At 60.4% G+C, this 20,976-nt stretch carries 23 protein-coding genes; 10 read left to right on the top strand and 13 right to left on the bottom strand.

The features are described 5' to 3' along the window. The first annotated feature begins 18 nt into the window (after positions 1 to 18). Positions 19 to 459 carry a PACE efflux transporter gene (locus F2S13_RS22950; RefSeq protein WP_166365127.1) on the top strand — a complete coding sequence of 147 codons (441 nt, stop codon included), beginning with the start codon at positions 19 to 21 and terminating at the stop codon, positions 457 to 459. 48 nt (positions 460 to 507) lie between these two features. Here the strand turns inward: F2S13_RS22950 and rarD are convergent, their stop codons facing one another. Together rarD and F2S13_RS22940 are read right to left on the bottom strand one after the other, a co-directional pair. Further along, the gene (gene rarD / locus F2S13_RS22945; RefSeq protein ID WP_166365125.1) at positions 508 to 1,395 is read right to left on the bottom strand and encodes an EamA family transporter RarD; all 888 of its coding nucleotides are present in this window, start codon (positions 1,393 to 1,395) and stop codon (positions 508 to 510) included. 90 nt (positions 1,396 to 1,485) lie between these two features. Beyond that, complete coding sequence (locus tag F2S13_RS22940; RefSeq protein ID WP_166365123.1) at positions 1,486 to 3,033, bottom strand: EAL domain-containing protein; 1,548 nt, start codon at positions 3,031 to 3,033, stop codon at positions 1,486 to 1,488. 398 nt (positions 3,034 to 3,431) lie between these two features. Here F2S13_RS22940 and hppD point away from each other — a divergent pair, with 398 nt between their 5' ends. Beyond that, positions 3,432 to 4,508 (top strand): 4-hydroxyphenylpyruvate dioxygenase, encoded by a 1,077-nt coding sequence (gene hppD / locus F2S13_RS22935; protein WP_166365121.1) that lies wholly within the window; start codon positions 3,432 to 3,434, stop codon positions 4,506 to 4,508. 54 nt (positions 4,509 to 4,562) lie between these two features. Here hppD and F2S13_RS22930 read toward each other — a convergent pair whose 3' ends face one another. Further along, positions 4,563 to 5,285 carry a CSS-motif domain-containing protein gene (locus tag F2S13_RS22930; RefSeq protein WP_166365119.1) on the bottom strand — a complete coding sequence of 241 codons (723 nt, stop codon included), beginning with the start codon at positions 5,283 to 5,285 and terminating at the stop codon, positions 4,563 to 4,565. 337 nt (positions 5,286 to 5,622) lie between these two features. Between F2S13_RS22930 and F2S13_RS22925 the strand changes: the two genes are divergently transcribed. Both F2S13_RS22925 and F2S13_RS22920 read left to right on the top strand, forming a co-directional pair. After that, positions 5,623 to 6,078, top strand: coding sequence for a nucleoside deaminase (locus tag F2S13_RS22925; RefSeq protein WP_246237980.1), 456 nt, complete (start codon positions 5,623 to 5,625; stop codon positions 6,076 to 6,078). Between the two features lie 83 nt (positions 6,079 to 6,161). Continuing rightward, positions 6,162 to 8,159, top strand: a complete 1,998-nt coding sequence (locus tag F2S13_RS22920; RefSeq protein WP_166365117.1) for a hybrid sensor histidine kinase/response regulator — start codon at positions 6,162 to 6,164, stop codon at positions 8,157 to 8,159. Positions 8,160 to 8,176: 17 nt separating this feature from the next. On the opposite strand, the gene F2S13_RS22915 is transcribed toward F2S13_RS22920, so the two are convergent. From F2S13_RS22915 to F2S13_RS22890, 6 genes are all read right to left on the bottom strand, one after another. Continuing rightward, positions 8,177 to 9,157: a lysylphosphatidylglycerol synthase domain-containing protein gene (locus F2S13_RS22915; protein ID WP_166365115.1), complete on the bottom strand. Its 981-nt coding sequence runs from the start codon at positions 9,155 to 9,157 to the stop codon at positions 8,177 to 8,179. Further along, positions 9,154 to 10,386, bottom strand: coding sequence for a cardiolipin synthase ClsB (clsB, locus tag F2S13_RS22910; protein WP_166365113.1), 1,233 nt, complete (start codon positions 10,384 to 10,386; stop codon positions 9,154 to 9,156). Before clsB ends, F2S13_RS22915 begins: the two co-directional genes overlap by 4 nt. Continuing rightward, the gene (locus tag F2S13_RS22905; RefSeq protein ID WP_166365111.1) at positions 10,383 to 11,165 is read right to left on the bottom strand and encodes an endonuclease/exonuclease/phosphatase family protein; all 783 of its coding nucleotides are present in this window, start codon (positions 11,163 to 11,165) and stop codon (positions 10,383 to 10,385) included. Before F2S13_RS22905 ends, clsB begins: the two co-directional genes overlap by 4 nt. Before the next feature lie 115 nt (positions 11,166 to 11,280). Further along, positions 11,281 to 11,877: a TetR/AcrR family transcriptional regulator gene (locus F2S13_RS22900; RefSeq protein WP_166365109.1), complete on the bottom strand. Its 597-nt coding sequence runs from the start codon at positions 11,875 to 11,877 to the stop codon at positions 11,281 to 11,283. Between the two features lie 15 nt (positions 11,878 to 11,892). Next, positions 11,893 to 12,741, bottom strand: coding sequence for a 3-hydroxybutyryl-CoA dehydrogenase (locus F2S13_RS22895; protein ID WP_166365107.1), 849 nt, complete (start codon positions 12,739 to 12,741; stop codon positions 11,893 to 11,895). 18 nt (positions 12,742 to 12,759) lie between these two features. After that, positions 12,760 to 13,944, bottom strand: coding sequence for an acetyl-CoA C-acyltransferase family protein (locus tag F2S13_RS22890; protein WP_166365105.1), 1,185 nt, complete (start codon positions 13,942 to 13,944; stop codon positions 12,760 to 12,762). A 228-nt stretch (positions 13,945 to 14,172) separates the two neighbouring features. On the opposite strand from F2S13_RS22890, the gene F2S13_RS22885 reads away from it, so the two are divergent. Then, positions 14,173 to 15,204 carry an AraC family transcriptional regulator gene (locus F2S13_RS22885; protein WP_166365199.1) on the top strand — a complete coding sequence of 344 codons (1,032 nt, stop codon included), beginning with the start codon at positions 14,173 to 14,175 and terminating at the stop codon, positions 15,202 to 15,204. Positions 15,205 to 15,214: 10 nt separating this feature from the next. Here the strand turns inward: F2S13_RS22885 and F2S13_RS22880 are convergent, their stop codons facing one another. Beyond that, positions 15,215 to 15,652 (bottom strand): carboxymuconolactone decarboxylase family protein, encoded by a 438-nt coding sequence (locus F2S13_RS22880; RefSeq protein ID WP_166365103.1) that lies wholly within the window; start codon positions 15,650 to 15,652, stop codon positions 15,215 to 15,217. A 199-nt stretch (positions 15,653 to 15,851) separates the two neighbouring features. Here F2S13_RS22880 and F2S13_RS22875 point away from each other — a divergent pair, with 199 nt between their 5' ends. Further along, positions 15,852 to 16,130, top strand: a complete 279-nt coding sequence (locus F2S13_RS22875; protein WP_166365101.1) for a type II toxin-antitoxin system ParD family antitoxin — start codon at positions 15,852 to 15,854, stop codon at positions 16,128 to 16,130. A 2-nt stretch (positions 16,131 to 16,132) separates the two neighbouring features. Beyond that, entirely contained in the window at positions 16,133 to 16,483 is a 351-nt protein-coding gene (locus F2S13_RS22870; protein WP_166365099.1) for a type II toxin-antitoxin system RelE/ParE family toxin, read from the top strand. Positions 16,484 to 16,494: 11 nt separating this feature from the next. Here the strand turns inward: F2S13_RS22870 and F2S13_RS22865 are convergent, their stop codons facing one another. Both F2S13_RS22865 and pdxR read right to left on the bottom strand, forming a co-directional pair. Then, positions 16,495 to 16,791, bottom strand: a complete 297-nt coding sequence (locus tag F2S13_RS22865) for an antibiotic biosynthesis monooxygenase family protein (RefSeq protein ID WP_166365097.1) — start codon at positions 16,789 to 16,791, stop codon at positions 16,495 to 16,497. A 93-nt stretch (positions 16,792 to 16,884) separates the two neighbouring features. Continuing rightward, positions 16,885 to 18,327 (bottom strand): MocR-like pyridoxine biosynthesis transcription factor PdxR, encoded by a 1,443-nt coding sequence (pdxR, locus tag F2S13_RS22860; protein ID WP_166365095.1) that lies wholly within the window; start codon positions 18,325 to 18,327, stop codon positions 16,885 to 16,887. Between the two features lie 162 nt (positions 18,328 to 18,489). On the opposite strand from pdxR, the gene F2S13_RS22855 reads away from it, so the two are divergent. Both F2S13_RS22855 and F2S13_RS22850 read left to right on the top strand, forming a co-directional pair. After that, positions 18,490 to 18,930, top strand: a complete 441-nt coding sequence (locus F2S13_RS22855) for a carboxymuconolactone decarboxylase family protein (protein WP_166365093.1) — start codon at positions 18,490 to 18,492, stop codon at positions 18,928 to 18,930. A 120-nt stretch (positions 18,931 to 19,050) separates the two neighbouring features. Then, on the top strand, positions 19,051 to 19,305 hold the full coding sequence (locus F2S13_RS22850; protein ID WP_166365091.1) for a DUF2790 domain-containing protein: 255 nt from the start codon (positions 19,051 to 19,053) through the stop codon (positions 19,303 to 19,305). Positions 19,306 to 19,313: 8 nt separating this feature from the next. On the opposite strand, the gene dkgB is transcribed toward F2S13_RS22850, so the two are convergent. Continuing rightward, positions 19,314 to 20,117 carry a 2,5-didehydrogluconate reductase DkgB gene (dkgB, locus tag F2S13_RS22845; RefSeq protein ID WP_166365089.1) on the bottom strand — a complete coding sequence of 268 codons (804 nt, stop codon included), beginning with the start codon at positions 20,115 to 20,117 and terminating at the stop codon, positions 19,314 to 19,316. 150 nt (positions 20,118 to 20,267) lie between these two features. Here dkgB and F2S13_RS22840 point away from each other — a divergent pair, with 150 nt between their 5' ends. Next, positions 20,268 to 20,888: a TetR/AcrR family transcriptional regulator gene (locus F2S13_RS22840; RefSeq protein WP_166365087.1), complete on the top strand. Its 621-nt coding sequence runs from the start codon at positions 20,268 to 20,270 to the stop codon at positions 20,886 to 20,888. Positions 20,889 to 20,976: the final 88 nt, after the last annotated feature.

The raw sequence follows: 20,976 nt of genomic DNA, 5'->3' as shown, positions 1-20,976 counted from the left end.
TGAGGTGGGAGAAACGACATGCAAGGTGCTACCCGAAAAATTGTCCAGGCCGTGCTATATGAAGCCGGAGGGGTCGTCTTCGTGGCCCCGACACTGTCCCTGGCTTATGACGAAGGCCTGGTCTACTCCACGGCGCTGTCGCTGGCGATTTCGGCGGTGGCGCTGACCTGGAACATGGTCTTCAACCTGGCTTTCGAGCACTGGGAGGCGCGCCAGCAATGCCGCAGCCGGACCACGCGCCGGCGTATCCTGCATGCCTTGGGTTTCGAAGGTGGCTTGACGCTGATCCTGGTCCCCTTGATCGCCCAATGGCTGCACATCAGCTGGTTGACGGCCTTCGCCACTGACATTGTGCTGTTTGTGTTTTTCTTCTTTTATGCGTTCGTGTTCCAGTGGGTGTTCGACCGGGTGTTCGATGTGCCGGATTCGGCGCGGGAAGTTGTCGAAGGGAACATATGAGCGGGTGATCCCTCGTTCCCACGCAGAGCGTGGGAACGAGATGGAGAGTCAGACTGAACGCCGACGCTGCCGCACCAGATGCCTGGCCCCCTCCAGAACCAGCACCAGCACCGCCAGCCATATCGGAATGTAGGTCAGCCACTGATCCGCGGCGATTCTCTGGCCCAGCAGCAGGGCTACGGCCACCAGCAATACCGGCTCGACATAGCTCAACAGCCCGAACAGGCTGAATGCCAGCAACCGGCTGGCCAACAGGTAACTGACCAGTGCCAGTGCGCTGATCACGCCAAGCCCCGGAATCAGCAAGTACAACGCCGGGTGCTCGGCCATGTCGGCTGTCGAGAGCGGTCCTCTGATCACGAACCAGAGCGCGGCGGGCAGCATCAGGCACATGTCGGTCCACATCCCGCCCAGATTGTCGGTGTGCAGTTTGCGGCGCAGGACGAAATAAATCGGGTAGCCGCAGGCCACCAGCAGGGTCTCCCAGGCGAAGCTGCCGTGCCGGTAGAACTCATGGGCGACACCAACCGTGGCGCAGGCGACCGCGATGGTTTGCAGGTACGACAGGCGCTCGGCAAAGACCAGTCGTCCGGTCAGGACCATGGTCAGCGGCAACAGGAAGTAACCCAGGGAAACCTCCAGGCTGCGTCCATGCAGCGGCGCCCAGAGAAACAGCCAGAGTTGTACGGCAAACATTGCCGAAGAGGCCATCAGGCCGATCAGCAGCCAGGGCGTTCGCGCAATGCGCTTGAGCATGCCGGTCACCTGTGGCCATTCCCCGGTGGCCAGCAGGAACAGGGTGACGCAGGGCAGGGTCAACAGCATGCGCCAGCCGAAAATTTCTTCTCCGCTCAGGGGCGGCAGCAGCGAGGTATAGAAATACATCACGGCGAACAGGACCGATGCCGTAACGGAAAAAATAATGCCTTTGGACAAGAGAGCCTCGCAACGCGGTTTCATGACTGAACGATAATCCGCCATGATCTCAAGTCATGGCCCTGCAACACAACAAGCCCGTAGCGTCGCTCAAGACAGGTGGGGTTGTTGACGCAGCCTTTCGATAAATTCATCGATCGTCATCGGGCGGGCAAACAGATAGCCCTGGAGGAAATCGACCTTCCTGGCCGCCAGGTAATCGCGCTGTACCTGGTTTTCGACACCCTCGGCGACCATCCTCAGTTCAAGTTTTTTCGACAGTTCGATGATGCTGTCCAGAATATGCAGCGACAGGGCATCGACGCCGATCATGGAGACGAAGCTCCTGTCTATCTTCAGGTAATCGACCTTGAACTCGCGCAAATACCCAAGACTGGAATGGCCCGTGCCGAAGTCATCGATGGAAATCAGCACGCCCAGGCCATGCAGGTCTTCGAACAGCTTTTGGGTGGTTTCGGTTGGCCGGATCAGTTCGCGTTCGGTCAACTCCAGTACCAGGGTAATGCGGTCGGGTGGGAAGGCGGCGAGAAAACGCCGGCAATCGTCGAGCAATGTCGGGTCCTGGCAATGATCGGCGGCAATGTTGATGCCTAGATGGAAGTTTTCGGGAAAAACGTCGGCATGGGGCGCCAACTGCTCGGCGACCTGCTGCATGAGTGATCGGGTCATGGGCACGATCAGCCCGCAGTGTTCGGCCTGGGGGATGAACATGTCCGGGCGAACCAGGCCTTCGCTGGGGTGCTGCCAACGCATCAGCGCTTCGGCCCCGGCCCATGTGCAGTCATCACCGCGTACCACCGGCTGGAAAAAAGGGATGAACTCATTGGCGTCGATCGCCCGCTGTAGTTCAAGTCGGGGCGATCTGGCGCGTCTGAGCATCCAGTAACAGACAGTGCCGGCCATTATGCCAAGGAAAGTCAACAGGCCGAATACCGGCTGGTAGAGTTGGGTCATCAAGCGCCAGCTCTCATTTGTTGCGAAGCCTGTGTGAATTGAGAAGTTGTAGCGGGCCGAGGCGAGGTCGGTGGCCGCCACGGCAAATGCCGGCGTCGGCAGTGCATGCACCTGTCCATCGGCCGACAGCCAGGCGTTGCCGACCTGCAGTACCAGTTGGCGTTGGCCGCCGATCATGCGCAGGGCATTGGCCAGATGCAAACTGTCGATCGTGGTCACGGCGGCCCGATTACCGTCGCTCAATCGGTAAGCCAGCAGCGCGTGATCAGGGGTTATCGGGTTGCCCCTCATCAACCAGAGCTTGCCATCAACATAGTTGGCCGCATTGTCCGGCCTGTTGTCATCGCCATAGATCGAGCTGCAATACAGGTTGTCATTGAGCAAAAGATTGGTCGTGCGCAAGAATGGCCGGCGCACCACCTCCTCACGCAAGGCCAGTTTGACCTGGTCGCATGATTGCCCCGCCAGTGGCAGGATCGCTTGTGCCGACAGTGCAACACTGTCGAGCATAAGGTCGAATTGGGCGACGGCTTGTTCGGCTGTACGCAAGGCGTGCATTTTAAGGTCCTGCTGGGCTTGCCACTGCAGGGTGCCCAACCCAAGCAGCACCGGAAGCGAACCGATCAACCAGGGCAGCAGCGTACGCATTGCGCTACGCCGCGAGCGCTTCATGGTGAGGGGCATCAGTCGTTGCCTTCAGTCGAATTGAGCGCGAAGGCCGAGGAGGGCCTGGTCCCTGGCATGAACTTTCCTTTCCGGGCATTGGTAAGATGATCATAGCTGCTGTTACAGCACGAACGGCCCCACGATGGGCGCAAAGGGTCCAGACTGACAGAAGCCGCAAGTAAAATGCGGACAAAGGTATTTACGCAATGTAGAATCACCTTACGCATACAAGAATAAGGTCATCCAGTGGCGGGTGACCCACACCGGCAGAGAACGGGTCCACATGAAGCATCACGGTTTTCAATTGATCTATGGTGACTTCCTCTCCCGCAGTGTGAGGGGGATCTCCTGCGCGCCACCCGTTTTCCTCGGCATCGATAGCAACTGACCATTCTATAAATGATGAGGCGCCGAAAATGGCTGATATCTTCGAAAACCCAATGGGCCTGATGGGCTTTGAATTCATCGAGTTCGCATCGCCCACCCCCAATACCCTGGAGCCGATCTTCAAGATCATGGGCTTCACTCACGTCGCTACCCACCGTTCCAAGGACGTGCAGTTGTACCGTCAGGGCAATATCAACCTGATCCTGAACAACGAACCCCACAGCGTGGCGTCGTACTTCGCTGCCGAACACGGCCCTTCGGTCTGCGGCATGGCCTTCCGCGTGAAGAACGCCCAGCAGGCCTATAACCGTGCACTGGAACTGGGTGCCCAGCCCATCCATATCCCGACCGGCCCGATGGAGTTGAACCTGCCGGCCATCAAGGGCATCGGTGGCGCACCGCTGTACCTGATCGACCGTTACGGTGAGGGCAACTCGATCTATGACATCGATTTCAACTTCCTCGAGGGCGTCGATCGTCATCCCCAGGGCGCGGGCCTGAAAATCATTGACCATCTCACGCACAACGTTTATCGCGGACGCATGGCCTACTGGGCCGGCTTCTACGAAAAACTGTTCAATTTCCGTGAGATTCGCTACTTCGACATCAAGGGCGAGTACACCGGTCTGACCTCCAAGGCCATGACCGCGCCGGACGGCATGATCCGCATCCCGCTCAACGAAGAATCGTCCAAGGGTGCCGGACAGATCGAAGAGTTCCTGATGCAGTTCAACGGCGAGGGCATCCAGCATGTGGCCTTCCTCACCGACGATCTGATCAAGACCTGGGATGAACTGAAGAAAATCGGCATGCGCTTCATGACCGCGCCACCGGAAACCTACTACGAAATGCTTGAAGGTCGCTTGCCTGGCCATGGCGAGCCAGTGGGCGAATTGCAGGCGCGCGGGATCCTGCTCGATGGCTCTTCGGATGCCAACGACAAGCGCCTGCTGCTGCAGATTTTCTCCGAAACCCTGATGGGGCCGGTGTTCTTCGAATTCATTCAGCGTAAGGGCGACGATGGCTTCGGTGAAGGCAACTTCAAGGCATTGTTCGAGTCGATCGAGCGTGATCAAGTGCGTCGAGGCGTACTGGCCGCTGAATAAGCACACCTGAAACAAAACGGCCATCCGGGACTATCCCGGATGGCCGTTTTGTTTTCAGGTATCGCTGTTTTCTTCCATTGGGACGCGTCGCCTGAGTTGCGATCTCCCCGTCAACCAGAAGACGGCAATGCCCGTCACCAGGCCAACCAGCAACAGACTGGCGGTGGTTGTCGCCGCGCGAGCCGTGAATACTTTCCAGCGGGTGCCGTCCGGATAGCCCCCATTGACGGCAAAGCCGAATTCCGTGGAAACCAGGCGATGGTAAAACTCCCCTTGATCCTCGGAATGTTTGCCATGCACGCTGCCATCGCTATCCAGATAGCGAGATCCGAATTCCAGGGTCAGGGTCGCATCGGTCTTGAGCAATGCCAACTCGCTGCGCAGGACGCTCCCATCGATGAGCGAGGCAACGCCATACGGGTGCTCATAGGTGCGGTAGTACAGCACGGCACGGTCGGGAGTGGCCTCGTTGCCGGGGCGTAGCCAAAATGTCCGGTTGTGGAACTCGCCGGGATTGAGCGGTGCGTTCATCTCGCCATACAAGGAACTGCAATAGACATTGTTGTCACTGATCAGCAGTACCGAACGCAGGTTTTTTTCACTGATGGCATGCTCACGCAGTCTGGCTACAACGTTTATGCACGCCTGTCCCGCCACTGACATCAATGCCTGATTGGCATCGGCTATAGGGCGTATCAATTCCTCGATTGCTCCCAGCGCGTGTTTGGTCGCGTTCATGGCGTCGTTGTCCAATTGCTTGGCAAGTTGCCAGTTCATCACCCCAATACCTGTGACCACGGGGCTGAGCCCAATCAGCAATGCAATCGTGATGGCGCGATAGCGGGAGCGTATGTCCGTTACACCTGAACTCATGGGATTCCTTTCCAATAGCGATAGTAACCATGCAATGTGCGACCCCGTTGGCGCCGGAGCACTCAGCGTCGCAATGAGCATAAAGGGCCAGGCTTTTAAGGTTTAGGGGGAGAGCGTAAGGAATAGAAGCGGTGGCTGTACGACTCTTCGCTGCGACTTATTGGAAAAAAACCGATTCAGAGGTGCCGGGCTATCGGTAATCTGTTAGGTTCAGCAAAAATACCGAGCGGATGGCGGCAAAATGACCACGAGTTCCAAACCCGATGAATTCATGCTGGCAGCCATCGAAGAGGCACGCCTGGGCCTGGCAGAAGGTGGCATTCCCATTGGCTCTGTGATTGTCCACAAAGGCAGGATCATCGGCCGTGGGCACAATCGGCGTGTCCAGCAGGGCAGCGTCATCCGGCACGGCGAAATGGATGCATTGGAAAATGCCGGTCGCCAGCCGGCCTCGGTGTATCGGGATGCTACCTTGTACACCACGCTTTCTCCCTGCCCGATGTGCTCTGGCGCCATCCTGTTGTATGGCATACGCAAGGTCGTGATCGCGGAAAACACGACGTTCCTGGGGGATGAGCAATTGCTGCGCGATCGGGGTGTGGCGCTCGAAATTCTCCAACATCGGGAGTGTATCGACATGATGGAAAAATTCATCGCCGACAAACCCACCTTGTGGAACGAGGACATTGGCAAGTAGTCCGATCTTCAATTGCATTGGAAGCAGAAAGTCCGCCCATGTTTATAAAACATATTGATGCCTTCCCCTTTCAAAAGGGCGGCATGAGCGAAAACGTCAGGAACTTCGACTGGAGCAAAACGCCATTAGGCCCCTTGCAGGGTTGGCCGACGTCGTTGCGCATACCGGTGGATACGCTGCTGGCATCCAAGTTTCCAGCTGCCCTGGTCTGGGGGCCGGATCTCACATTCATCTACAACGACGGTTACGAACCGCTGCTGGGCGCCAAACCGGAACCGCTGGGAAAGCGGCTCGATGTTATCTGGAGTGAAGTCTGGGAAGACATTGGCGCCTTTGTCTTTCGCGCCTACAGCGGTCAGGCGACCTTCATCGAAAATTTCCCGCTGCAGGTCAATCGCTATGGGGAGTTGGAGCAAGCCTACTTCACGTTCTGCTACAGCCCTGTGCGCAACGAAAGCGGCGCCGTGGCGGGCTTTCTGGTCACAGTGGTGGAAACCACCGATACGATCATAGCCCAGCAGGAACTGCGCGAGCAGGCGGCGAATTTCGAAAGGCTGGTAGTCGAACGCACCACCGACCGCAACCGGTTCTGGCAGTTATCGTCGGACATCATGCTGGTGACGCGCAAGGACCTGGTGGTGACCGCCGCCAACCCCGCCTGGACGCAAGTGCTGGGCTGGGAGATTGAGAAAATGGTTGGCGCACAAATTCTCGACTTCATTCATCCCGACGATCATGCCGGGGTGGGGGAGGCCATCGAAGCCATGGAGCGAGGCGAACGCGCCAATAATATCGATTCGCGCCTGGCTGATAAAAACGGCGACTATCACTGGATCAGTTGGTCGGCGGTGCCGGATGAAGCCTCCTACTTCGCGGTGGGTCGCGATGTCACCCTGGATCGGGAACGTGCCCTGGCCTTGCGTCAGGCCGAAGACTTATTGCGTCATAGCCAGAAGATGGACGCAGTGGGGCAACTGACCGGGGGCCTGGCCCACGATTTCAACAATTTGTTGGGCGGCATCGTCGGTAGCCTCGATATGCTCCGTCATCGGCTGGAGCAAGGCCGGATCGGCGAGCTCTCGCGCTATATCGACGCCGCTCAAAGTGCTGCGAGCCGTGCTTCAAACCTGACCCACCGGTTGTTGGCATTTTCCCGCAAGCAAACACTTGACCCCAGCACAACCGATGTCGATCAGTTGATCCATGGCATGGAAAGCCTGATACGCCAGACCTTGGGTCCGCATATCACCCTGGCCATCGACGTGGAGCCCGGGCTGTGGACCGCCCTGATCGATGCCAACCAGCTGGAAAGCACGTTGCTCAACCTGTGTATCAATGCCCGCGATGCTATGCCCGAGGGGGGGCAAGTGAGCGTGTGCGCACGCAATTACAACCATGTCCGGCAATCCTTCCATGAAGAAGAACTGCACCCGGGCAAGTACCTGTCGCTGAAGATCACGGATACCGGCTGCGGCATGCCGGCAGATGTGGTCGAGCGCGCCTTCGAGCCCTTTTTCACCACCAAGCCTCTCGGACAGGGCACCGGGCTTGGCCTGTCGATGGTGTACGGCTTCGCCCGGCAGTCCGGTGGCCGTGTTCATATCGAGTCCACGGTTGGACATGGGACTTCGGTGCAGTTGTACTTGCCCCGTCACCAGGTTGCACAGCCGGCGGTGGCCGACGAGCCGCCTGACACGGTCGAATCGCTGGTCGGCGCGGGCGATGGGATTTTGCTGATCGATGATGAGTCGACCCTGCGGATGCTGTTCAAGGAGATGTTGAGCGAGCAGGGCTTTCAGGTCATGGAGGTACCGGATGGACATGCCGGTCTCGCCGTGTTGCAGTCCGATGCACCGGTGGACCTGCTGATTACCGATATCGGCCTGCCGGGTGGCCTCAATGGCCGGCAAGTGGCCGACGCCGCCCGCGCCTTGCGGCCGGGCCTCAAGGTGTTGTTCATCACCGGATTTGCCGAGCAGTCGGTGACCGATCGCAAGGGCCTGGAGCCGGGGATGCAGGTTCTGACCAAGCCGTTCTCGCTGGAGGAATTGACCCGCTGCGTGCGTGCCATGCTCAACTAGGGGGGCTTGCGTTTCAACTAGACGGTCTCGCGTTCGGTGTTTTGCTCCGGCGTCGGATCCTTGCCGGCGTGGTGCTCCAGGACCAGGAAAACCACGCAGGCAACGGCCAGTGGCAGCAGGTAATACAGCGCTCGATAACCGATCAGCGCTGCCAGTATCGTGCCCTTGGAATACGCAGGGTAGAGCAGGGTGATGAACACCGCTTCGAGCACCCCGAGACCGGCCGGGATATGGGTGATCACACCGGCGACGCTGCTGATCACCAGAATCGAGAGAATGGTGGGGTAGTCGATTTTGGCGGGCAACAGCACATAGATCAGTAGCGCCATCGACATCCAGTTGCAGGCGCCCATCAGTGCCTGGGCTGCCGCCAGGCGCAAAGAAGGCAGGGTGACTTCGTGGCCGCGAAGGGTCCAGGTGCGACGTTTGCTGAAGCGACAGGCCAGCAGATAACCGCCCGCAACCAGCAAAAGCACTGCACCAGTCGCCAGCAGCCCCATGGCACCTATCGCGAACCCCTTCGGCAACGGCGGCAGGCCCATGATGAACACACTCCCGGCAATCAGCAGGTGACCGAGCCAGTTGGTGACCAGGCTCAGGCTGAGCACCCGGGTGATGGTCGGTACATCCAGGCCCATTTTCGAATACAAGCGGTAACGCAGCGCCACGCCGCCGACCCATGAACCCAGGTTGAGATTGAAGGCATAACAGACGAACGCCAGGGACAGGACCTGGCGCGCGGGCAGCGTGTGCCCGGTGTAATGACGCCCCAGCAGGTCGTAACTGCTGAACAGGGTATAGCTGCACAGCGTGATCGCGAACCCCAGCGCAAGCGTGCTCAGGCGGTAGGACTGCAAGGCCTGCTTGAGTTCCTGCCATTCCAGGTTGCGCACCAGCATGTACAACATCACTGGTACCAGGATGAAAAAGGCCAGGGTCAGACCGCGCTTGGCCCAGACCCATCTGCCGGCATGCCGTTCATCTGTATCGTGCTTCATGGGTGTTTGACCTGATCGAGGTCTGACGCTTGCACGGTTTCGGGCGCCGGCCCCAAGGGAATCAGTTTCGGAGCGTGGGCAGGCAACCAGCCGACGATGGCGGGAAAACGCCGGATGAAATGGAAGGTAAGAAAGATGAGCGGCGCTCGCCACCAGTAACCCCGCAATACCCGCTTCAGGGTGACGGGCTTGCAATGGGCCTGGGCCAGATCGAGCAGATGGTCGTGCAGGCGCTGATTGAGGCGACGGTCGCGGATGATCAGGTTGGCCTCCAGGTTCAACGCCAGGCTCAGCGGGTCGAGATTGCTCGAGCCAACGGTCGACCATTGGTCATCGACCAGCGCCACCTTGCCATGCAGCGGCCGCTCGCAATACTCACGGATGACCACGCCGTCACTGAGCAAGTAGTTGTAGAGCAGGCGCGAGCACAAGCGCACCAGAGGCAAGTCGGGCACGCCCTGCAGGATCAGGGTCACCTTGACGCCGCGGCGGGCGGCATTGCGAATTTCGCGCAGCAGGCGATAGCCGGGAAAGAAATAGGCGTTGGCAATCACCAGCCGCTCCCTGGCGGTGCGGATGGCGCGCCGGTATTGCTGTTCGATGTCGCGCCGGTGGTCGTGATTGTCCCGGGTGCTCAGCAACATGCTCGCCTGGGCGCTGTCGGCCTCGACAGGCGCCGAGCGACTCTGCCAGGCCGTGGCACGGCGCCGCACGCGGCTGGTTTCATCGAGCAACTTCAGGCTGGCCTTGTGCAGGTCGGCCACGATCGGCCCGCATACGCGCACGGCATAATCCTGTTTGGCCATGGGGCCGAAATCGGCCAGGTGATCGGCCGAATAGTTGATGCCACCGACGAAGGCCGTCTCGCCGTCGATCACCACAATCTTGCGGTGCATGCGTCGAAACAGATTGGTGCGCATGCCCAGCAGCTTGGGACTGGGGTCGAACGCCTGCAGGCGCACACCCGCCTCGATCATTGCCAGCAGGAAGTCGGAGCTCAAGTCGGCGGTGCCGTAGCCATCGACCAGCACCTCGACACGAACCCCGCGCCGGGCGGCGTCGATCAGGGTTTGCTGCAGCTGGTGGCCAACCTTGTCTTCGAAAATGATGAAGGTTTCGAGCAGCACTTCTTCCCGAGCCTCGTTGATGGCCTGAAAGACACTCGGGAAGTAGTCTTCACCATTGATCAGCAGCTGTACCTGATTGCCTTCGCGCCATGACTCGTTCATAGCCGCACCTCCACCGCCAGCGGCACATGGTCGGAAAGGTGCGACCAGGGTTTGCGCGACAACACTTGCGGCTGATGGGCCGTGGCGTTGCGCAGGTAAATGCGGTCCAGGCACAGCAAGGGCAAGCGCGCCGGAAAACTTCTGGCCGGAGCACCGAAGGCCTGGGTGAAGACTTCCTGCATGGCGCACTCGGCCAGTTGCGCATCGGCGCGCTTGCGCCAGTCATTGAAATCGCCGGCCAGGATCACCGGCGCATCGGCCGGCAAGCTGTCGAGCAGCTGGCACAGCAGCGTTAATTGTTGCTGGCGTTGGCGCTCGACAAGGCCCAGATGGACACAGAGGGTATGGACTTCCGGCTGTCCCGGCAGCGCCAGTACCGAGTGCAGCAAGCCGCGCTCTTCAGTACCTGTGATACTGACGTCCAGATTGGCATGGCGCACGATGGGGAATTTCGACAGCAACGCGTTGCCATGCTCGCCTTCGGGGTAGACCGCGTTGCGACCGTAGGCGAACACCGGCCACATGCTGTCGGCGAGAAACTCGTATTGGGGGATGTCGGACCAGTTGTCGTAACGCTGGCCGTGGCGTCGGTGCGTGCCGAGCACTTCCTGCAGAAACACCAGGTCAGCGGACAGGGTGCGCACTGCATCGCGCAGTTCGGGCAGCACGAAGCGCCGATTCAACGGGCTGAAACCCTTGTGGGTATTGACCGTCAGTATCTGCAGCGAATGTACCTGTGGCGCTTGCTCGTTGAACTGCTGTGGTTGCGGCCTGTTCATGCGCAAAGTCCCTGGCTGATCATCGAAATGACTGTTTCAGGCAGCCGAAATGCGCGGCTCAGTCTATTTTTCCGACTTTCGAGGGGCCAGGAAGTTTCAGGTAATGGACACCCGGTCAGGCGGCGGAGCTGATGCCAAAGGTCAGCAAGGTCCGCTCGACGGCGCCGATGATCAGGTTCTCCATCAGCGCCAAGCGCTGGGAGTCAGGTAGCTGGCAGTCTTCAAGCCAGCCCGGCAGGTTATTGATCAGGTTGGCGATGGCATGTCCGGCAGCTTCGAGTTCGGTGCCGACCAGGGCGGTATGCGGGGCAATCAGTTTCAACAGCTGACGTTCGTACTGCTGGCGCAGGTTGAGGATCTGTTGTTGCTGGGTGTCGCTCAGGCAGCACAGGTCGCGTTCGGCCAGGCGGAACTGCAAGGGACGCTCCCGGTGCAGGTTCCAATGGGCTCGAATCAACGCACACAATGGATTTTCGCTGCTGCGTGCCCGTTTCGAGGGCAGGGTCAGGGTTGCCAGCAGCTCCTCGTGGAGCTCTTCGATCAGATCGAACAGCAGGTGCTGCTTGCTGGGAAAGTGATGGTAGATCGAGCCGGCCGCAAGCCCCAGGTGGGCGGCCAGCTCGCGCATGCTGACCTGGCCGAAGCCCTTCAAGGCGAAGAGCTCCAGCGCCTTGTCACGACTTTCTTCATAACGCGAGCATTGAATAGTCATCGTGACGGTCCTGTTTCAGTAGCTGTAGAAACCGCGACCGCTCTTGCGGCCCAGGTAGCCGGCCGCAACCATCTCCTTGAGCAGTGGAGCAGGGCGGTATTTGCTGTCGTTGAAGCCGTCATGGAAGGCTTCGAGGATGGCCAGCAAGGTGTCCAGACCGATCAGGTCGGCCAACGCCAGCGGGCCGATCGGCTGGTTGCAGCCCAGGCGCATGCCGGTGTCGATGTCTTCGGCACTGGCCAGGCCTTCCTGAAACACCATGATCGCTTCGTTGATCATCGGCACCAGGATGCGGTTGACCACGAAGCCCGGGCGGTTGCCCGCGGTAATGGCGGTCTTGCCGACCCGCTCGGCCAGGGCCAGGGCCAGGGCATGGGTCGCATCGCTGGTCTGCAGGCCTCGAATCACTTCGATCAGGGTCATCACCGGCACGGGGTTGAAGAAGTGCAGGCCGATGAAGCGGTCCGGCTGGCTGACGCTGGCCGCCAGCTGGGTGACCGACAGCGACGAAGTGTTGGTGGCGATCACGCAGTCGGCTTTTACCTGGGCGCTGACCTGCTGCAGGATACGCAGCTTGAGTTCGAGGTTTTCGGTGGCAGCCTCGATCACCAGGTCGACGTTCTGCAGGCTTGCATAGTCGGTGCTGGTTTGAATCAGCTCGATCGCGCGATTGGCCTGCGCCGACGTCAGGACTTCCTTGCTGACCTGGCGCTCGAGATTCTTGCGCACCGTGCCCATGCCACGCTCAAGCGCAGCATCGGACACGTCGATCAGGGTCACCGAGAAACCGGCGACGGCACAGATCTGGGCAATGCCATTGCCCATGGTGCCGGCGCCGATGACGCCAATGTTTTGCAGATTCATTTCATTACTCCGCAATGATCAAGCGCGTTCGAACAGCAGGGCAATACCCTGGCCGCCGCCGATGCACATGGTCGCCAGGGCATAGCGACCCTGGACGCGCTGCAGCTCGTAGATGGCTTTGGTGGCGATGATCAGGCCGGTTGCACCGACCGGGTGACCCAGGGAAATGCCCGAACCGTTCGGGTTGACCTTGGCCGGGTCGAAGTCCAGTTCTTGCGCTACGGCGCAGGCCTGGGCAGCGAAGGCTTCGTTGGACTCGATCACATCCAGGTCAGCGACAGTCAGGCCGGCCTTCTGCAGGACCAGGCGAGTGGCCGGGATCGGGCCCAGGCCCATCAGCTCGGGTTCGACGCCGGCGTGGGCGTAGGCGACCAGGCGGGCGATCGGGCGCAGGCCTTGCTGACGCACGGTGTCGCCGGTTGCCAGCACCATGGCACCCGCGCCGTCATTGAGGCCCGAGGCGTTGCCGGCGGTCACTGTGCCGTCTTTCTTGAAGGCGGTACGCATGGCGGCCAGTTGCTCGGCGGTGACATCGCCACGCACGTGCTCGTCGATGGCGAACAGTGTCTTGCCTTTGCGGCTGGCCACTTCAATCGGCGCGATCTGGTCGACGAAACGACCTTCGGCGATGGCGCGGGCAGCGCGCTGCTGGCTGGCCAGGGCCAGGTCATCCTGCATCTGGCGGGTAATGCCGAATTTTGCCGCGACGTTTTCGGCGGTGATGCCCATGTGCATACCGGCAAAGGGGTCGTGCAGAACGCCGAGCATCAGGTCGATCGCCTGCATGTCACCCATGCGGGCACCCCAACGCGCTGCGGGCAGCAGGTAAGGGCCGCGGCTCATGGACTCGGCACCGGCGGCAATGACCGCGCCGGCATCGCCGAGCATCAGACTTTGCGCGGCCGAAACGATGGCTTGCAGGCCCGAGCCGCACAGGCGGTTGACGTTGAAGGCCGGCGTTTCCTTGGGAATGCCGGCATTCATGGCGGCGACGCGGGCCAGGTAGGCATCGCGAGGCTCGGTAGGGATGACGGTGCCCATGACCACATGGCCGATCTGCTCAGGCGCCAGGGTGGAGCGCTCCAGGGCGGCGCGAGTGATGTCGGAGGCCAGTTGCGACAGCGGCACATCCTTGAGCGAACCACCGAAGCTGCCGATTGCCGAACGGGCGGCGCTGACTACAAAAATTTCGTTGTTGCTCATGATGACTCCACTGATCGATAACGGGGGGCGTTGTGGCAAAGGCATTGGCAGTTGTCGGCCGACGTGCTATTGGTGCCGGTCGACTTTGTCATGCCCTTGAGCCCTGAAACGGCCACCCAGGGGGATGCATCGAGTCTAGGGGCGGCAATGGCCTTGGCCTATGCCGAAACTGTCCAGTGCAGTTGGCATTTTTTGCCACAGTGCACTGGCGTCATGCCGGAAGATCTCATGCGGGAAAACGATTCGGTCGCGGTCTACTTTGTCCATGCCATGGTTTATGGGCTGCGCGCTCAGCCAGAGCGCGTCGAGCGCTTGCTGGCGCAGGTGGGTATCGCGGCGCACACCTTCGAGGATATGGCCGCGCGCGTGCCGGCCTCGGCCTTCGCGCAGCTGTGGTTGCTGTTGATCCGCGAAATGGATGACGAGTTCTTCCATCTGGACTCCCACGGCATGCCGTTGGGCAGCTTCGCGCTGATCTGCCGGGGATTGATCCAGGAACCGAACCTGGAAAAAGCCCTGCGCCAGTGCCTGGCCTATTTTGCGCTGTTTTTGCGTGATATGCGCGGTACCCTCAGCTTGCGTGGCCAGCGAGCGGTGATCAGTCTGGAAACCCGCATTCAGGATCCGGTTGCGCGCAGCCTGGCCGAAGAAACCTTCCTGGTGCTGATCATCAGCCTGTTGTGCTGGCTGGGTGGGCGACGCATTCCCATCGACCGCACGGAACTGTGCGACCCGCGCCCGCCGCTGGACGACGATCCGCTGCTGTGGGGGCCGAACCTGACCCTGGGGGCGGGGCGCACCGAGATCGAATTCGCTGCCAGTTGGCTGCGCTTGCCGGTGATCCAGGATCTGGCGGCGCTCAAGACCTTCCTGCGCAGTGCACCGCAATGGCTGGTGATCCGCTTTCGCAATCAGCATGGCCTGGCCGCACAGGTGTTTCAACGACTGCGCGGCAGCCAGTACGGACAGTGGCCGACATTGCTGGCCATGGCCCAGGAGCAGGGCTTGAGCCCGACGACCTTTCGCCGGCAGCTGGAGCGAGAAGGTCGTTCGTTCCAGGAGATCAAGGACGAGGTGCGTCGGGCAATGGCGTTCGAGCGCTTGCGTGAAACCGGCCTGAGCATCGCCGAGATCGCCGAGCAGACCGGTTTCCAGGAGCCCAGCGCGTTTCACCGGGCGTTCAAGAAGTGGACGGGGGAAAGCCCCGGCAGCTATCGGCTGCGCACGCGGCGTGGGCGTGGCGCGCCGATCGCGGGTTGAGGCGGGTGGATCAGGCCGGGGTCATGGCGAAACCTACGCCAAAGCGGTTCCAGGCATTGATGGCGGCGATGGCCAGGGTCAAGTTGGCGATTTCCGACTCACTGAAGTGCTCCAGCAAGGCTTCGTACTGGTGCTGAGGGGCGTGGTGGATCGACAGTAGCGTGAGGCTTTCCACCCAGGCCAGCGCGGCGCGTTCGCGCGGGGTGAAGAAGGTGGTTTCCTCCCAGACGCTGAGGGTCTGCAGGCGTGCTTCGGTTTCACCGGCCTTGCGCGCGTCGTTGGCATGCATGTTGACGCAGTAGGCGCAGCCATTGATCTGCGAGGCGCGTAGGCGGACCAGCTCCAGCAATGAGTTTTCCAGGCCGGATTTGCCCAGTGCCATTTCCAGGCCGACCATGGCTTTGTAGGCTTCGGGGGATTGCTTGGCCCATTCGATACGCTTGTTCATGTTGATTCTCCGGTAGTGACCGCACTCGGCGGTGTTGGGAATACCTTAGCGGCTGATCTGGCAGGGACGAATAGCCAATTGGTTCGTTTGTCAGGGGGCCAATCCAGGGATATGTCGACTAACGAGAGATATGGAAATTGTGAATTCCCACAGGGCATGGCATTATATGCCATGCTCGATAATTCTACTGGAGCAGGCCATGCCTACCCGAAATGTGGTCCTCCCTGGCAACCTGTCACAGGACATCGATAACTTGATAGAAACAGGTCGTTATCAGAACTTCAGCGAAGTGATGCGCGCAGGCCTTCGCCTTCTGCTTCAGCAAGAAGCAGAGGAGTCGGCCAAGATCGAGGCGCTCAAACGGGCAACGTCACGCGGGATCATGCAACTGGAAAGCGGACAGTACGACGAGGTTAGCGGCGAGGAGTTGCAGCAGTACCTTGAGGAGCTCGGTCAGCAGGCGGGTGAGAAGCACTGAGGATGGGGAAGTATCGAATATCCCAGGATGCGCGCGCCGATATCATCGACATCCTTCAGTATTCTCAAGCCCAGTTCGGCCACGAAGCCAGGCGTCGTTACCAAGGCCCGATCCTGGCTGCATTGAATGACATTGCCTCAGAACCTGATCGGATTGGAAGCAGCCCACGTGACGAGATCGCTCCCGGACTCAGGAGTCTGCATCTTTTCCATTGTCGCTCTCGTTCTTCGGTGGACAAGGTTCAGCGGCCTCGGCATATCGTGTTTTACCGGTTATGCGATGGCGATGTGATTGAAGTGGTTCGCTTGTTGCACGATGCGATGGAAGTCCGATTGCACCTTCCTGTTGAATAATCAGCTACTCATCACGCAGCAAAACACTGACACTCCAGACTGCGCACCAACCGACAATCAAGCAGCCGGAACACCCCCTGAATCTCCGCCGATTCAAAGTGCGCCCGCATCGCCGAGTTCGAACTCCAGATCCCGCAGACAACCCACTCTCCAGGCTTCTCCAGACTGTCCACCGCCGAATACCCCAGACAGCCCTGCGCGGCACGCAGCGACGGCAGCAAGGCCTGCAGCCGCTCGCCCACCCGTGCGCTATCAACTTCAAGGGCACGTAACAAAACGATGTTGGTTGCAACCGTCGGTTCGCTCATGATGCCGATGCCTTCATGGAGGGCCGCCCGGGGCGGGCGGCGATGGCGTCATGGTAAGGACTGGGCGGCGAGCAAAAAATAGCCAATTGTTGGCTAAATGCCCTGGCCAATCTGCAGCAGGATGTCGCGCACCCGATCCAGCGCGGTATCGATGTCCAACGATTCGATGGCACCGAAGCCCAGCAGCAGGCCCGCTTTTGGCGAGGCCTGATAATAGAAGGGTGCCAGGTCATAAAGGCCGACTTCGACCTTGCGCGCCAGGGAGATCAGCAAGGGAACATCCACCGCCACCTTGCACATCACTGCCAGATGATAGCCGGCGGTGGAGGGCACCAGTTCGAACCAGGGCGCCAGGTCATCGTTGAAGCGTGCCTGGATACGCTCGCGCCGCGCCGCATACACCTCATGGCAACGGCGGATATGCTTGAGCAGGCAGCCCTCGCTGATGAATTTGGCCAATGCCCACTGGCTCAGGGTCGGGGTATGCCAGTCGGTCAGCTGCTTGGCAACACACACCGCGGCGTGGATGGCCGGGGGCAGGACCGCGTAGCCCAGTCGCAACTCGGGCAACAGGGTCTTGGAGAAGGTCCCGATGTATGCCACCAGGCCGTGGCTATCCATGCTCTGCAGCGAGTCGGCGGGTCGGCCCTCGTAGCGGAATTCGCTGTCGTAGTCGTCCTCGATAATGATTGCCCCCAACACCTGCGCCCTGGCCAGCAACGCCTCGCGTCGCGCCGGCGACATCGGCATGCCCAGGGGGAACTGGTGGGAGGGCGTGACATAGATCAGTCGCGTGCCTTCGGGGATCAGCTCCACGCGCATGCCTTCGGCATCCACCGGCACGCCAGTGACGTCGGCGCCCTGGGCCATGAACAACAAGCGTGCCGGCGGGTAACCGGGATCTTCCATGGCAACCTTGCAACCGGGTTCGATCAGCACCCGCGAGACCAGGTCCAGCGCCTGCTGGGCGCCATTGCTGACCAGCACGGTTTCGGCGCTGCAACGCACCCCCCGGGAAAACGAGACATGCCGGGCAATGGCCTCGCGCAGTTCCGGCAGGCCCTCGGCCAGGCTGTAGAAGCTTTGCGTACGGCTGCTCTGGCGCAACGCATGCAACGTGCAACGACGCCATTCGTCGAAGGGGAAGTGGCTCTTGATCGAGGCCCCGCCGATGAAGTCATAGCGCAGCGTGCCCGCCATGGCGGCGGGGCGCAGGGGCAGTTGCATTTCCCGCCATAATTCGACCACGGCGGCACTGGCCAGGCTCGAGGGTTGGGCCTGGCGCGTCGGGTTGGTGCTGCGCGCATTGATGAAGGTACCGCTGCCAACCTTGCCGGTCAGCAGGTTGTCGTAGGTCAGGCGGGCATAGGTGTCGGCGACGGTCTTGCGCGATACGCCCAGTTGCTCGGCCAACAGCCGCGTGGGGGGCAGTTGCGTGCCGGCCGCCAGCCTGCCGCTTTCGATGCCCTCGCGCAGTTGCCGGTAGAGTTGTTCGGCCAGGTCCTTGCGGCCCTGAAGATTGATATGGAGTTCCATGAAGGGGCGGGATCTTCCTGTATCCGTGGGGATTTCGAGCAGAGTACGCCGGGGCCGTGGCGCTGAACAGTTGCCTCCCGTTTTTCCCGGAAATTGGCTATAGGTGCGCACCCGTCTGCGGCTTACAGTCACGCTTGCGACGATCAAACGGAGGGGGTACCCATGCCACCACGACTGGATTACTACAGCGCTTCACCCAAGGCCATGAAAGCCATGATCACGCTGGAGGCCCAGACCAGCCAATTGAGCATCGAAAGGCCCTTGCTCGACCTGATCAGGATGCGTGCCTCCCAGCTCAATGGCTGTGCGTTCTGCCTGGACATGCATGCACTTGACGCGCGTCAGCAGGGCGAGACCGAACGGCGCCTGTACGCCCTGGCGGTGTGGCGCGACAGCGACTTCTTCACCCCACGCGAACGGGCCGCGCTGGCCTGGACGGAGGCCGTGACCCTGGTGGCCGACAGTCATGTCCCCGATGAGGTGTATGCCCAGGTCAAGGCCCAGTTCAACGAAGGCGAACAGGTGGACCTGACGATGGCCATCGCCACCATCAATTGCTGGAATCGTCTGGCGGTGAGTTTTCGGCAGGCGCCGGCGGTGTGAATTACCGTTGATCCCCAAGGCCGACGCAATGGCAAAAGGCCCTCCACACTTTAGGGGTAACGGTGGGCTCCCGAGCCGCTCGGGCGTCCGAACCCGTTAGCCCAAGTTCGGAGAACTGTCATGAATATGCGTTTGTGGCTAGGCACCAGCATGATGGCTGTCGCCTTCATCAGTTGCGGGGTGGGGGCGCAGACCGCGCCCGTGGAATATGAGTACGGCATGAAGCTGGACGTCGCCAAGGTCATCTCGCTGACTGAGCCCGACCAACAGGTCTGTCAGGTCGTGAAAGCGCAAATGACCTACCTCGATTCGTCGGGCCAGCAGCACGAGCTCATCTACCGCAAGCTCGCGAACGTGTGCAGCTACTACGACTGAGGGCGGCTTCAATCCCAGGCAGGCGCGATGCCTTCAGGGTCGACCAGCCGTTCGCCACGCTCCAGCGCTGCAATTTGAGCCATGTCTTCGGCGCTCAAGTGCAATGCAGTGGCCTTGAGGTTGCCTGCAAGGTTTTCGCGTCGGGTCGATGACGGAATCACCGCGTAACCCAGTTGCATGGCCCAGGCCAGTGCGACCTGGGCCGGTGTGGCCTGGTGGCGACTGGCGATCTGCTGGATTACCGGGTCCTGCAGGGTCTTGCCATAACCCAGGGTCATGTACGAAGTGATGTGGATACCCTTGCTGCGAGCGAACGCCACCAGCGTACGGTTCTGCAGGTAGGGGTGCAGTTCGATCTGGTTGGTGGCGATGGCGTCGGCGCCGACCACGGCTATGGCTTGTTCAAGCAGGGCGACCGTGAAGTTCGAAACCCCGATCTGCCTGGTCAGGCCTTGGGCCCTGGCTTCGGCCAGGGCGGTCATGAATTCTGCGACAGGCACCGCGCCCTTGGGCGACGGCCAATGAATCAGGGTCAGGTCGACATGGTCGGTGCGCAGCTTGCTCAAACTTTCCTTGAGGCTTGGGATCAACGTGTCGGCCGAGAGGTTTTCGGTCCAGATCTTGGTGGTGATGAACAGGTCCTTGCGCGGCACGCCGCTTTCGGCAATGGCCTGGCCGATCTCGGCTTCGTTGCCGTAGATCTGCGCGGTATCGATGGCCCGGTAACCGAGTTCAAGGGCAGTGCGGACCGAATCGATCACAACCTGGCCCTTGAGGCGAAAAGTACCGAGGCCCAGTGGGGGAATACTCATGTGCGGGTTCCTTCTTTGCGGGTAAGAGGTATGCAGTCAAGTATCCAGGGTAAAGCCGTGGTGAAAAACACGGGACCTGGAACAAGATATTTGAGTTTTTGGAATGAATGCTCTATCCCTTGGATACCTTAGTCGTATCGGGAAGGGGCGATGGCCAACCACAAGATCGAAATTCGTCGGCGCAACGTCGAAAAAATCCTGCTGGCGGCTGAAAAGGTCTTTGCCGAAAAGGGCTACCGTGGCACGTCCATGGGCGACATTGCGGCAGAAACCGACCTGCCGCGCACCAACCTGCATTACTACTTCAGCACCAAGAGTGCGTTGTATCAGGCCGTACTTCTCGGCTTGCTGGAAGTGTGGAAGGAGGATGCCTCGTGCTTCGAAATGTACGATGACCCGCGCGTGGTCCTGAGCAGCTACATCCGCGCCAAGATGAACCACTCGAGGACTCGGCCCCACGGTTCGAAAGTCTGGGCCAACGAAATCATCCAGGGCGCGCCGGGCCTCGGCCTGAGGCTGGATGAGAGCCTGTACGACTGGGCGAAAATGAAGGAAGCGAAAATCCGCCAGTGGGTCGAGGACAAGCGCATCCTCGCGGTGGAGCCTTCGAGCCTGCTGTACATGATCTGGGCTTCGACCCAGCACTACGCCGACTTCAGCCATCAGGTGACATTGCTCAATGAGCATCGGCCGTTGTCGCACATGCAGTTCGAGCGGGCGGTGCAGACGGTGACCAGTGTGATTTTGCGGGGGATTGGGTTGGAGCCTTGATTCTGTGTCGATTGTCAGGGCCCTATCGCTGGCAAGCCAGCTCCCACAGGGGGGACCGACGCAGTCCCTGTGGGAGATTCTATGGTTG

Origin of the sequence: Pseudomonas akapageensis (assembly GCF_011355085.1) — a bacterium.
Classification (GTDB): domain Bacteria; phylum Pseudomonadota; class Gammaproteobacteria; order Pseudomonadales; family Pseudomonadaceae; genus Aquipseudomonas; species Aquipseudomonas akapageensis.
Note: the sequence above shows the minus strand (reverse complement) of the source record. Positions and strands in the feature narration are given on the sequence as shown.